The organism is Sphingobacterium sp. UDSM-2020 (genome assembly GCF_016132525.1).
GTDB lineage: Bacteria > Bacteroidota > Bacteroidia > Sphingobacteriales > Sphingobacteriaceae > Sphingobacterium > Sphingobacterium anhuiense.
The window spans coordinates 3,792,929-3,806,404 of sequence record NZ_CP066166.1; the positions used below are offsets into that span (position 1 = coordinate 3,792,929).

The 13,476-nt window shown below is 32.7% G+C and carries 12 protein-coding genes and 1 tRNA gene; 7 read left to right on the top strand and 6 right to left on the bottom strand.

Going from position 1 to position 13,476, the window contains the following annotated elements:
- Window positions 1-281: 281 nt before the first annotated feature.
- Window positions 282-680, top strand: a complete 399-nt coding sequence (locus JAZ75_RS15895; RefSeq protein WP_380917352.1) for a response regulator — start codon at window positions 282-284, stop codon at window positions 678-680.
- A gap of 242 nt (window positions 681-922) precedes the next feature.
- Window positions 923-2,833 carry an oligoendopeptidase F gene (gene pepF, locus JAZ75_RS15900; RefSeq protein ID WP_208696602.1) on the top strand — a complete coding sequence of 637 codons (1,911 nt, stop codon included), beginning with the start codon at window positions 923-925 and terminating at the stop codon, window positions 2,831-2,833.
- Between the two features lie 117 nt (window positions 2,834-2,950).
- On the opposite strand, the gene JAZ75_RS15905 is transcribed toward pepF, so the two are convergent.
- A complete protein-coding gene (locus tag JAZ75_RS15905; protein WP_208696604.1) occupies window positions 2,951-5,206 on the bottom strand; it encodes an ATP-binding cassette domain-containing protein in 2,256 nt (751 codons plus the stop codon).
- A 51-nt stretch (window positions 5,207-5,257) separates the two neighbouring features.
- Between JAZ75_RS15905 and JAZ75_RS15910 the strand changes: the two genes are divergently transcribed.
- The 3 genes from JAZ75_RS15910 to JAZ75_RS15920 all read left to right on the top strand — a co-directional run bounded on the left by JAZ75_RS15910 (window position 5,258) and on the right by JAZ75_RS15920 (window position 7,870).
- On the top strand, window positions 5,258-5,677 hold the full coding sequence (locus JAZ75_RS15910) for a MarR family winged helix-turn-helix transcriptional regulator (RefSeq protein ID WP_132771389.1): 420 nt from the start codon (window positions 5,258-5,260) through the stop codon (window positions 5,675-5,677).
- A gap of 486 nt (window positions 5,678-6,163) precedes the next feature.
- On the top strand, window positions 6,164-6,652 hold the full coding sequence (locus JAZ75_RS15915) for a GNAT family N-acetyltransferase (protein ID WP_132771390.1): 489 nt from the start codon (window positions 6,164-6,166) through the stop codon (window positions 6,650-6,652).
- Window positions 6,653-7,147: 495 nt separating this feature from the next.
- A complete protein-coding gene (locus JAZ75_RS15920) occupies window positions 7,148-7,870 on the top strand; it encodes a phytanoyl-CoA dioxygenase family protein (protein WP_232789223.1) in 723 nt (240 codons plus the stop codon).
- Window positions 7,871-7,893: 23 nt separating this feature from the next.
- On the opposite strand, the gene JAZ75_RS15925 is transcribed toward JAZ75_RS15920, so the two are convergent.
- On the bottom strand, window positions 7,894-8,445 hold the full coding sequence (locus JAZ75_RS15925) for a 5' nucleotidase, NT5C type (RefSeq protein WP_232789224.1): 552 nt from the start codon (window positions 8,443-8,445) through the stop codon (window positions 7,894-7,896).
- Between the two features lie 97 nt (window positions 8,446-8,542).
- Between JAZ75_RS15925 and JAZ75_RS15930 the strand changes: the two genes are divergently transcribed.
- Complete coding sequence (locus JAZ75_RS15930) at window positions 8,543-9,292, top strand: DeoR/GlpR family DNA-binding transcription regulator (RefSeq protein WP_132771392.1); 750 nt, start codon at window positions 8,543-8,545, stop codon at window positions 9,290-9,292.
- Window positions 9,293-9,384: 92 nt separating this feature from the next.
- On the opposite strand, the gene JAZ75_RS15935 is transcribed toward JAZ75_RS15930, so the two are convergent.
- The gene (locus JAZ75_RS15935) at window positions 9,385-9,858 is read right to left on the bottom strand and encodes an Lrp/AsnC family transcriptional regulator (RefSeq protein WP_132841647.1); all 474 of its coding nucleotides are present in this window, start codon (window positions 9,856-9,858) and stop codon (window positions 9,385-9,387) included.
- Window positions 9,859-10,001: 143 nt separating this feature from the next.
- On the opposite strand from JAZ75_RS15935, the gene JAZ75_RS15940 reads away from it, so the two are divergent.
- On the top strand, window positions 10,002-11,414 hold the full coding sequence (locus JAZ75_RS15940; protein WP_208696610.1) for an MFS transporter: 1,413 nt from the start codon (window positions 10,002-10,004) through the stop codon (window positions 11,412-11,414).
- Window positions 11,415-11,625: 211 nt separating this feature from the next.
- On the opposite strand, the gene JAZ75_RS15945 is transcribed toward JAZ75_RS15940, so the two are convergent.
- The 3 genes from JAZ75_RS15945 to JAZ75_RS15955 form a co-directional block, all read right to left on the bottom strand.
- A tRNA-Ile gene (locus JAZ75_RS15945) sits at window positions 11,626-11,699 on the bottom strand.
- Window positions 11,700-11,991: 292 nt separating this feature from the next.
- Complete coding sequence (locus tag JAZ75_RS15950; protein WP_208696612.1) at window positions 11,992-12,660, bottom strand: hypothetical protein; 669 nt, start codon at window positions 12,658-12,660, stop codon at window positions 11,992-11,994.
- Between the two features lie 149 nt (window positions 12,661-12,809).
- Window positions 12,810-13,436 (bottom strand): YIP1 family protein, encoded by a 627-nt coding sequence (locus tag JAZ75_RS15955; protein ID WP_208696614.1) that lies wholly within the window; start codon window positions 13,434-13,436, stop codon window positions 12,810-12,812.
- Between the last annotated feature and the right edge of the window lie 40 nt (window positions 13,437-13,476).

The following is a 13,476-nucleotide window of genomic DNA, read 5'->3' on the forward strand; positions in this document are numbered from 1 at the left end:
TTGGCAGAGGTAAGGAAAGTTGGTCTTTAAAAAAGGTCAAAAGAATATTTTTTAGTTAAAAACTATGCTGCCCCTCTTTGTTTAAGATACAGATAAAGTAGGATCACTTTTTTAAATCTCAATATTTTATACTGAAAAGATGATATGAAAACACAAGCTTTTTAATATCAATCCATTTAAAATTGGTCTTCATGTGATAATTTAAGAAGATATAATGGTATTGTCGCTGGAGGAACGTTGGTAATTTTGTCGTGAATAAGTTAATAGAAATAAAAACAAACATGAGGAATCATCCAATTAAACTCGCTTTTACAGATGATAGTATATTTCAACAAAATATGATACAATTACTCATCGAAAGAGATACTGTTTTTGATCTTTTCTTTATCTGCGGTGATGGACTAGATTTGATTAAAAGATTGGAATTCGAGGATGAGTTACCTGAAGTTTGTATCATTGACTTTCATATGCCAAATATGGGAGGCGTAGCTGCTGCTAGTGAAATATCGGCAAGATTTCCATCAATTAAGCTTTTTGGATATACAGCTAGTACAGATTTTTGCGAGATTAAAGAATTTAAACGAAATGGTGGTGTGCACGTATTTCCTAAAACTAATCCCACTTCTATGTTAGAAAAAATAAATTCGTGGACTTACAATGATGATTTGTGTCAAGTCTGAAATTATACTGCTTTTAATTAAATAATCTACTGCCATATTTATGATAATCAGGTTTAATAAAATTTATCTGTTTATTTTATTGAAATCTAGGTAATGAAGTCGATTTTGAAAAAACTGTGCTGGAGTAAACGGTTTCCAATTATTATTCGTCTTCTAATGTTATGTGTCTTTATTTATAATCTGATATGGTTTACACTATAAATTTATGGACTGATCTTATTGGTGCTATAAAAATCTAAAAGATGTTTTGTAAATTGGGAACACTATTTACATACATTATGCGTAAAAAAACACAATTGATCACAACGGTGATGCTGTTCTCAACAACAATTGCAGTAAGTCAGATGAAAGTTCGCGAAGAATTACCTGAAAAATATAAATGGGATTTGTCTCATCTTTATGCTACAGATGACGTTTGGAAAACAGAAAAGGAACGTTTACAACAAAAGATGAAAGAAGCGGCTTCATACAAAGGTAAGCTTACACAATCTGCGAACGTTTTATTGCAAGCATTAGAGCTGAATAGTTCGCTTATCAAGGATATGGCTCGTCTCTCATCTTATGCTTCGATGAAAGCTGATCAAGATACCCGAGTAACTAAGTATGCAGGGATGAATCAAGAATTGCAACAGCTTTTTTCAGAATATGGCGCTTTGACTTCATACCTGGAACCGGAATTGCTGACTTTAAAAGAAAATCAGCTTAGCGCATTTTTGGCAAAAGAAAAAGCGTTGGTAACTTATAAGTTTTACCTGACAGATTTACTTCGCAAACGCGCCCATAGAGGTTCTGAAGAAGTTGAAAAAGTATTGGCATATTCTTCTTTAATGTCCGGTAATGCAGCCAATATCTATAGCACCTTTATAAATGCTGAGTTTCCATATCCAGAGGTCGATTTGAACGGTGAACGCGTAAAGCTTAACGCTGCTAATTTTGCATTATATAGAGCGAGTGAAGACCGTGGAGTTCGGAGTAAAGCATTTGCCACTTATTTTGGTAAACTGAATGAGTTTCAAAGAACATTTGGAGCGCAGTTATATGGAAATATCAATGCGGCATTGTTTGCAACAAAAGCCCGAAACTACGACAGTACCTTAAAAATGGCATTAGATGGCGGTAATATTCCGACAGATGTTTTTCATAATCTTATAAAAAATGTAAATGGAAATTTGAAGACCTTTCATCGTTATTTAAACCTCCGTAAACGCATGATGGGAGTGGATACACTGCATTATTATGATCTTTATGCTCCTTTGGTTGCGAAAGTCGATTTATCTTATACGGTAGAAGAAGCTGAAGAGAATATTTTGAAATCTTTGAAGCCTTTAGGGACTGATTATATAGAAGTTTCCAAAAAAGCATTCGAAGAAAGATGGATTGACATGTATCCTAACGAAGGAAAAAGGTCAGGTGCATATTCTAATGGTTCTGGGTACGATGTACATCCGTATATCCTCATGAATTATAACGGCAAGTACAATGATATGTCTACGCTGACTCATGAATTGGGACATACCATGCATAGTTATTTGACCAATAAGAAGCAACATTATGCTAACTCAGATTATTCAATTTTTGTTGCAGAAGTGGCTTCGACTTTAAATGAAGAGTTATTGAATGATTATATGCTGAAGCAGATAAAGGACGATGAAACTAGACTTGCTATTCTTGGAAATTATCTTGAAGGCGCAAAAGGAACATTGTTCCGTCAGACTCAGTTTGCTGAGTTCGAATATATGATCCATGATAAAGTAGCAAAGGGGGAGGCACTCACTGGAGAAGACTTTGATACGATGTATCTGGCTCTAACGAAAAAGTATTATGGTCATGATCAAAATATTTGTGTCGTTGATGACAATGTGAAATCAGAATGGTCTTACATTCCACATTTTTATTATAACTTTTACGTTTATCAGTATGCGACATCTTTTACTGCATCAACAGCTCTTTCCGAAAAAGTCCTGCGTGGAACGGATGCAGATCGTCAGAAATACCTGAATTTCTTAGCTTCGGGAAGTACAAAATATCCTGTTGATCTTCTTGTCGATGCAGGTGTGGATATGAATACTTCTGAACCTTTTGATTTGACGATTGCAAAAATTAATAAAGTCATGGCTGAGATGGAATCTATTCTAAGCAGACAGGGGAAATAAGGATTAAATTTTAACAAAAAATAAAAGCCGTATTATTGCGGCTTTTATTTTTTCTATTTCACCGGGTTTTTAACGAATACAAAGAGTTAAATAAAAGGGAATTATAGTCGATTATTTTTATTTCCATTTTAAATGTTTTTTGAGATATTCGGCAGTGTACGATTTTTTATTTTTTAAAAGTTGTTCTACGGTACCTTCAAAAATAACATTACCCCCATATTTACCAGCACCCGGACCGATATCGATAATCCAATCTGCCTGAGCAATAATTTCCAAATTATGTTCTACTATAATTAATGTGTTATTTCTTTCAATTAATTCCTCAAAAAGAGATAGTAACTTTTCCGTATCACTTGGATGTAGTCCTGTACTGGGTTCATCCATAATGATGATTTTATTTGTGTTGTTTAATTCTTTCGTGAGTTTTAAACGTTGTCTTTCTCCCCCAGAAAAGCTATCCATACGTTGTCCGAGTGTGAGATAATCTAAGCCTAATTTTAAAAGTATTTCAAACTTTTCAAGGTATAGCGGATCATCAAAAAATTGTATAGCCTCCGGTATAGTAAAGTTCAGTACATCAAATATATTTTTACCCTTGTATTTATATTCCAATACTTGGGGATTAAATCCGGAACCACAGCAAACTTCACAGACTTGCTCAATGTCATCCATAAATGCTAAGTCTATCCGCTCCATGCCCAGTCCTTTACAGTTTTCACAGGCGCCCTCACTGTTCCTACTGAATTTTTTATCAGAAACTTGATTGGCTCGAGCAAATGATTTTCTGACCTTATCAGATAGATTCAAGTAAGTGAGTAAATTTGACCGGGGACTAGCTGTAAATAAGGACTGGTCGATAATTGTTGCATCTTTATAGTAATCCGGCAAAACTTTGCTGATTAATGTACTTTTTCCTGAGCCTGCAACGCCAGTGACTACTGTCATAATATTTTTAGGGATTTTTAAATCAATACCCTTCAAGTTATGTAAGGTCGCTTGCTTAATTTCTAGATATTCTTTTCCAATTTTTGGATCAGTTTTAATTTTGGTTTTCTTTGCAAAATATAAGCCCGTTTTTCCTAATGAATTTTTAAGTTCTTTAAAAGTTCCTTTATAGATAACTTCACCGCCATTTTTTCCTGATCCGGGTCCCATATCAATGATCAAATCTGCGATCTTGATTAAATCTGGATCATGCTCAACAATCAGAATGGTATTACCTTTATCTCTAATTTGTTCAATAATGGAAGTAATATTTTGTAAATCTTTTGGATGAAGCCCAATGCTCGGTTCATCAAAAATATACAGTAGATCCACTAAACTATTGCCTAGACTTTTTACCATTTTAATCCGTTGGGATTCTCCTCCCGAAAGCGTATCTGTTTTTCTATCGAGGGTTAAGTACTGCAGGCCTATGTTAATCATATTATTTAATTTCTTAATAAGCTCTTTTACAATAATATCATAGGTGTTTGAGTTTATCGATTGAATAAATTCCATTAAATCGTCAGCTGAAAGAGCAGTACAATCGGCTATGTTTTTACCATTTATTTTACAGGAGAGTACCTTTTTATTTAATCTTTTACCTTTGCATACTGCGCATATTCTGCTTGTGGTAATGTGTTGAAGGTCATTTTTTCGGGTTGTATTTTCTTTTGAATCTTTTTTTAAAAATGCTTTTTCAATACGTGGTATGAGCCCTTCATATTTCACTGTTTTTCCCCAATCTTTATTTGGGTTTTTAGGTTTATGTTCTTTTGAATAAAGTAATATTTCCCATTCTTTATCTGAATAATCTTTTATTTTCTTGTCGTTATCAAAATATCCTGACAAGGTATATCTAGTTAACCTCCATCCTCCAGGTTGAAAAGTGGGAAACTGAATTCCGCCTTCATTTAGGGATTTTTCTTTATTGATTAAAGTATTAATATTAATAGTTTGCTCATAACCCAAACCTTCGCAGTTTAGGCACATGCCGAGTGGATTGTTAAATGAAAAAACATTAGAATAACCTACAAATGGCGAACCTAATCTAGAAAATAGCAATCGTAAAGACGCGTAGATATCAGTTATGGTACCAACTGTTGAACGCGCATTTCCGCCTATTCTCTTTTGATTGATAATAATGGGGACATTCAGATTTTCAATCTTATCGACATCCGGTATACCATAATGTTGCATTCGTGTACGTATAAAACTATTCTGTGTTTCATTTATCTGACGTTGTGCCTCTGCGCCAATTGTTTCAAATACGAGTGATGATTTTCCTGAACCCGAGATACCCGTAAATACCGTTATTTTATGCTTCGGAATTTGAAGAGAAACATTTTTGAGATTATTCTGCCTAGCATTTGTTATAATAATATTATTCATAACTAATTTACTTAACTTTGCAACTACTTAACTAAGTTAAGTGTTTTTTTTATGAAAAAGATTGAAAAAGAATTTTTTACTGTATTTACAGACTTCCAATGTTTCATTTTGGCGAACATGAATAAGGGAGATTATATTGGTATTACAGCAACTCATTATAACATCATAGAGTTTGTGTATCGAAAAAAAGATGCTACTGCTAAACAGATTGCAGTAGCATTGAATGTTAGTCAAGCCGCTATTTCTAAGCAGTTGAAGTTTTTAATTCAAAATGAGTTGCTAAAACAAATACAGAGTGAGGTAGACAGGCGAAATTATATTTTAACTGCAACTGATAACGGGAAATTCATTGTTGACAATTCTGAAACCTTTAGAAAAAATTTAACTAAGCAATTTTCGTCAAATCTTTCAGCCAATGAACTTATAACATTTACCTCATTGTTGAAGAAAGCTTTGGAAGACCATAAATAGGAAATTAAAAAATGTTGCTCCTACTTTTTTAGCTCGTTATCCTTTTTTTAATAATTGATTTAGCTTATGCTTTTCATTACCATACAATATAAACGCTATACAAAATCAAGGATTATTTTTCGGATAAAAAAAATTGGATCAAGTGGTACTTATTATAGTCCATAATCTCTTCAGTATTTCGTAAAATAGATTCTTTACTATTCATCGACAAATGGTCGATCCCGCAGAAAGTCTGGTGATTTCTCAAATTTATCTGCGAGTTTTTTCGCATTATTTAAGAAGTTCGCTTCTAAAATTTTTTAGTCCATTTCAAATTTTAATATTGGTATTCAAAGCGATATTGATTACTAATTTCTCACCACTAAAGACTCAGGAAACGCCTATTAATTCTTTAAAAATAAGTGCTTTAATTTTTATTGAATGGATTTTTAAAGTTTTTAGTGTCAAATTTAGTTAAGATCATGTATATTTTACGAAAAAACTGCAATGAATATAACACTTGTTAAGTATACATCGGATGATTTTGATCTATTTAAACCGCTACTCCTTGATGATGAGATTATGAAATATATAACTGGAAAAGGCTGGACAGAAGTTCAGGTTAAGGAAAAGTTTGAGGCGATACTTGAAGTCAATCGTAATGAAGATGATCTGGGTTATTTTAAAGTATTTGACAACGGAAATCTGTATATCGGATATTGTAAGTTAGCATATAGCAGTAATGATTGTAACGTCCTTGAAATCGGGTATGTCATAAATAAGGAGTTTTGGGGGAAGGGTTATGGATGTGCTGTTGGTCAAGCGGTAATAGATACAGCAAATAGATTATTTCCCCAATTAGATATTATTGGAATTATTGATCCTCATAATCTGGCTTCAAAAAAAATATTAGAAAAGTTAGGATTTAAGACCTATTTTAAAGGTTTCGAAGAAGGATTGCCGACAGAAAAACTCATGTTAAAAAGACTGCACTGAAATTAAGCAATCACCTCTTTCTCTTTATGCCAACAGTGACAATCTAATGGATTATAGCATTTTTTAGCTTAACTTATGCGTAGTAGTTTCCGTAGATTTTTAAATAAATAACGACGTTTCATTAAAATGATCATTTTTTAATCATCCCTATAGAAATGAAATTAATGCTTAAGAGTTTGAGTTTATAGTAAAAAGAATGTTGGATTTTACAAGTTTTGTTAGCAAGATTTAAATAAAAGCTTTACTAAAATTGAACTTATTACTCCCTGTGATTGTGACTAAAAAAATAGTAATTTGATGTAGTGCATTATTTAATAATTAAGATATGATATCGAAAAGTTTCTTATTAGCTTTCATTGTATAAGGTCAAAATTCGAAAGACCCAGAATAGAAAGCTTTGATATTGTTTTTTATTATCTTTAGTAAATTGTATTTGGCAAAATTTTTTATGCGTTTATGTAATCTCAAAGTTCAATAATGAAAAATGCTAGTAATATGGAAGATCTTGAAAAAAATAGGCAAGATCTTTTAGATCATGGTTTCAATGTGATTGACAATATCTATTCTAAAGAAGAAATAAATAATATTATTGATGCAATTAATAAAGTTGACACTTCAAAAGACACATTCAGAAAAACTAAGGACTTATTTGCCATTAGACAGTTTCTGAAAGAAATTCCAGAAACCATTTCACTAATATTTACTGATAATTTTAGGTCACTTTTGCAAAAAATGATCGGCAATAATTTTTTCGTAGTAAAGAGCATTTATTTTGATAAACCTGAGACTTCTAACTGGTACGTATCTTATCATCAAGATTTAACTATTTCCGTTGATAAGAAAATAGAAATTGAAAATTTTGGACCTTGGACAACCAAACACAATCAATATGCAGTGCAACCGACAATTGACATATTAGAAAATATTACAGCTATAAGAATTCATCTTGATGATACCGATGAAAATAATGGCGCTTTAAAGGTTATCCCTAAATCACATGTCAAGGGAATTTATCGACCTGAAAAAATAAATTGGGATATTGAGACTGAAACGACTTGTTCTGTTAAGCAAGGTGGAGTAATGTTAATGAAGCCATTGTTGCTACATAGCTCGAAGAGAACAGTCAATAATAAGAAAAGGCGTGTAATACACATTGAATTTTCAAATGTAGTATTGCCAACCTCATTAAAATGGGCTGAGCGCTTAAATTTTAATTGATATTCAAAAACTGAAAATATACTTTACAGTATATTTTCAGTACTATAAGTGAGTGTTTTAAGCAGTTCAGGCACTTCATCCCAATGATTGATCCTGATATGATGATTGATATGTGCATTGTGGTAAGCGTTAAACATTAGCGCTTTTCCCTTGCAGAAATCAAGATTTTTGCAATAATCATCGATCATATAATCTGTATCGATGATACTTTTATCACCACAGAAGATAATATTCTTCCAGCTAATAAAAGGGAAATGTTCTTGTAGCCATTCTCTCTTTTCATACAAAGACAAGGGAAATTCCATAGCTGCAGAAACAATAAAAATCTCATAATCTTCCATTAATAATGTGACATTTTCTACTGCTTTGTACATTACAGGTACTGTTCTAAAGAATGATTGGGTATGAAGTACTTTGTGCAGTGCTATTTTATCAGCAAAAGCAGCATCTTCTCCTAATTCATTTATGAGTTGAGGGGTCAAAGAAATGCCCGTTTCATTTTTGTACCATTCAATAAGATGGGGTTCCGTGTCGGCGATGACGCCGTCCATATCAATAGCTATTGATTTTCTCATATTTAATAAGTTTTGCAATAAAGATACTAAATTTTGCAATACTTTGCAATACATTGCAAAGTATTATTTTATATATTTGCATATAATATAAAGAGATATGGTAAGAGAAGAACGTTTACAGCTCATATTAAAGCAGCTTTCTAAGGAGAATAAAGTTCGCCTCGAACAGCTTAGTATACTATTAAACGTATCCGAAGATACTGTACGTCGCGATATTAAGGTGTTGGGATCTCAGGGTCTTCTAAAAGAGGTAAGAGGAGGGGCATTGGCTAATTCTCCTAGTCCACATCATTATAGGGATCGTGAAAAATACGATTTGGGACAAAAGCAGGCTGTTGCTTTAAAGGCCTTAAGCTTTTTAAGGGATGGGCATGTGGTATTTTTTGATGGTGGGACCTCTGTTGTGGCATTAGCAGCCTGTCTGCCTAAAAATTTAAAAATAACGGTCGTTACCAATAGTTTTCCGGTAGTTAGTGTACTGGAAGATCATCCCAACGTTGAAGTGATATTTGCCGGAGGCCGCCTCTGTAAAGTTTCTTTTACCGCAATCGGTGAAGATGCAATTAATACATTGAAATCAGTTCGAGCTGATATTTGTTTCCTTGGCGTATGTAGTATCCACCATGTCATTGGGATAACAGCTAAAGATTATGAAGATGCACAAATTAAAAAAATAATGATTGCACAGGCTCTTAAAACAGTTGCATTGTCTACCATAGAAAAAACCAGCACAGCGGAAGCTTTTTGTATAGGGCCTGTGACTGATCTGGATACTATTCTTACTGAGGCAGATCCTCATCATACTGCCCTTCAGGTATACCGAGAACTTGGAATTGAGATTTTATAGAACTGCTAAATATTTTTGGTATGACCTTATCGCATATGGCACACGATATTTTAAAGATTTTTATCTAAAATTAGTGCGTATGCAAATGACTTTTAATAGATAATCTGAGTACGCTCTTTAATACTATTCATAACAAAAATACTTTTTGTTTGTCCGATACCATCTATTTCAGATAGCTTATTAACGAAAAAATCATGAAATTCATCCATATTTGGGGCCAATATTTTTAGCATAAAATCAAAATCACCACTGATGTTGTAAAATTCGACCACTTCATTCAATTTACATACTTCTTCTATAAATTTCGTTGCTGTTTTTTTATTGTGGGCATTTAGTGCAATCATACAGATGACCATCATTCCTTTATTAACTTTTTTGCGATCTAATACTGCGGTGTATTCTTTTATAATCCCCAATTTTTCCATGCGCTTAATTCGTTCATGTGTTGGAGTAGAGCTAAGATTGATCTGTGCTGAAAGATCACGCACACTAAGCTTGGCATCTTTTTGTAATAAGCGCAGAATAGCAAGATCCTTTTCATCTAGAGTATAATTTTCTGAGGGCATTTGTTCTAATATTTGGTGGTTAAATAGTTTTTAAAGTTTATTTGTTCTTTGTAATTTATCTAAATTAATTAATTGTTCCAAATTTAAGAAGTAATTTTATAGTATGTTCCAATAATTTTAATTTTGCAGGAAATTTGAATGGTATGGGAACAAGGAGAAATTTAATATTAATACTGGCATCGATAGGAACTTTTGTTGAAGCGTTGGATATCGCAATTATTAATCTCACTATTCCCTCTATTCAAGAGCAATTTAATATCGGTGCAGAAAAGGTGCAGTGGTTACAGACCCTGTATGTGTTGTTTTTTGGAGGCTTTCTGATTATTGGAGGTAAACTTTCTGATGAGATAGGACGTAAAAAATTATTTCTTTTAGGGGGAATGATTTTTATGTTAGCCTCACTAGGAGCAGGGCTTTCACCTAATTTTGAGGTACTGGCTTTATTCCGAGCTTTGCAGGGGCTTGGCGCTGCTTTTATTATGCCGTCATCCTTATCAATTGTCACCAATACTTTTACCGAAAACCAAGAAAGGAACCGTGCGTTGGGAGTTTTTAGTTCTTTTGCAGCAATAGGATCGGGAAGTGGATTATCAGTGGGAGGGCTCATCAGTACCTACTTAAGCTGGCACTGGGTTTTTCTGATTAATGTACCGATTCTTTTGATCACATTAATTCTAGCATATTATTATTTACCTACAGATGAAAAGGCTCAAAATGTTCAGAAGACAGACGGTATTTCCGGATTACTGCTTGTCTTAGGACTCTTAAGTTTAACCTATGGGACACATGAACTCATACACATCAAAGAGAGTCCAATATTAATAGTTGGTTCATTGCTGTTAGCTATTCTTTTACTGAGTGTTGTGATCCATCGTTTAAGAACAGTATCACAGCCATTAATTGATCTCAAATTATTTAGGTATAAATCATTAATGGCTTCAAATCTTGCATTTTTTACACTAGGCGCATTCTTTATAGGGTTTTTATTTTTGATTTCTTTGATGCTTCAGAAAGATATGCATCACAGCGCCGCTTCTGCAGGTTTAATGCTGGTTCCTTTCAGTATTATGTCTGCATTGGTAGCTAAATTTATATTGCCTTATATTTGCCGAAAATTTTATCCTACGCAAATGGGTATCCTGGGCTGGTCTTTTATGCTATTAGGAGCTTTATCTTTACTAGTATCCATTTATTTAGATCATCCCCTACAAACTGTTTTATTTGGGGCAGCATGTATTTCAGGGATTGGAATGACGATTTGTTTTACAAGTTTATCGATCTTAGGTATTCGTGATGTAGAGGCCGTTCATTATGGTGTTGCTTCAAGTTTAACCAGTACAAGCTATTTTTTGGGAGCAGGAATCGGATTGTCATTTATGACTTTAATGAGTCAGCTTTTCCCCTCAACACTGGCCGTGGATTATTTAAGTTTAGCCATCTTGGCGGGTTACGCTATTGTTGCTATGGGTATATTGAGGTATTTAATGGTTAAAGAATTAAAAGACGAAAAAACTGAGGTTGTCGCTATTACTTCATGTGAAATCGCTTCTGAATGATGAAAACTTGATTACCGTCTCTCTGCGACAGTTTATTTTTGGAAATTGGTCACTGCTTAAAGGTGAAAGTATTTAAATAATTAACCATGAGAAGACCTGTATTATTCTAAATATCGCAGAGTTTAATGGAGATAATTTTTAGGATTATTTACTTATTACGCTTTATAAAAAAGAAAAATCCTCATTTTTTGATGAGGATTTTTTTAAGTAGTGCTCCCAACTGGGCTCGAACCAGTGACCTGCAGATTATGAGTCTGACGCTCTAACCGACTGAGCTATAGGAGCGGGTTATTAATATTTATAGCTTATTTTTATCAGCTTTCCACAAAGATAACAAATTCCATTTTTATTATAAAACAATAATTGAAAGAACTATCAAAATATGGTATAGCATTTCTGTTTTTGCATCAAAGTTTAGCTTACCATTTTATCATCAATACTTATTCAAAGTATCAGAAGAAAGACAAGTTCGTGATAAAAGTTTAATGGAGTAAGGATATTTTTGAGTACCAATTTTATTTTTATAAAGCATACTTCGCTTAAGAGTAGCTTGATAAAGAAATTTCAGAATTCGTTATTACTTAAATTTTGCCCAATTATTGTCGGTATTATTTAATTTAAGCACATCTTTTAAGCTTTCCTTGTTACAGACAAATAGTATGGTTTTAGGTCTTTCATTAACAATTTTTGAATCCTGATCCGGGATTTTAGTGTTTATTTTTTCAAGATTTTCAGAACTTCTCGGATCAAAAATAGAAATCAATTTAATTATTCTGTCTTTAACGTCCCAGGTGTAGGTGTATATATGCACATATTTATTATAATCACTAGAATCAGTTTTTGTTTCTTTGCCATATACACCTTTGATATTCAGATATAGTTTATTTAATCTTTCAGGTTTTAGATATGTCTCCGCATTAATTATTTTCAATTTCCCGTCTTTTGAAGCAATTGCATTAAGGGTTGAAAAATTAATACTGTCAAATTTAGCTACTATATTATTATTTGATGATTTTTTTATTTGAAATTCAACCCAGCCATTGTCAAAATCACTAATTTCTACATATTGATTATTATTTGAAATTTTTAAATTTTCGTCTTTATTTGCATTTCTATAAAAATCTTCCGTATTGAAGGTGTTAAAATCAAGTTTTTTTAGATCAATTATATTTTTTTGATATTCTTGATTATTCGTTAGACAGGAACAGAAAAAGATCATGTAAAAATACACAGCGAGATATTTCATAATAAATATATTTTAAATCGTTATTTTAATCGTTTTGCATATGTTTCTGGGTTTAGTTGGATTTCAAATTTGGATCATGCATTTTCCAGGATCATTTTTGGATATTATCTCTTTCTTAGTGTTTGCGAAGAATTAAGTGATTGATTTTGTTAAAGCAAGGATGCTATTACAGCAAAAATAACTACCAATATGATCACGGGTAAAATCATGCTTAGAATAGCTTTCCATATACTGAAGTTATTAACTGTAGCTATTCCTAAGACCATAAATATGGCGATATTTATGCCAACAAATCCATTTATTGTCATCAAAAATATTTTAAAGATTGTTTGGGACCAACTTTCATTATTTACCCAGAATGATATACTGAAAAAGGAAATACCATATATCAGAGATCCGATGATATACAATAGTAATACGATTATCCCTGGTATGGATGAATAGGCAATAACGCGGAGAATATCTGCTGCACTTGCTATACCTTTTAGCCATCTTGCAGTACCAGCTAAGATGTAAGCAAACATAATGTAAAAAAGTAAGCTAATGCCCGACCCAAAAATTACAACTTTGAAGAAAAGTTCTGTCCAACTTTCAATATTGAGTTTACCCGAGGATATTCTTCCAAATTGACTTCCTAATAGCGCTAGGTAAAGTAGAAGCCAAGCATACTTATTATACCAGTGCTCTTGTGTAAATCTAAAGAACCACTTAGGTCTTGTATATAAATTCGTGATAATAAATTTAAAATCTTGATTTTCGGGAAGGTCTATATTCATGTTGTCATATATGGTTGATCAAATTTAATTATTTAATTAA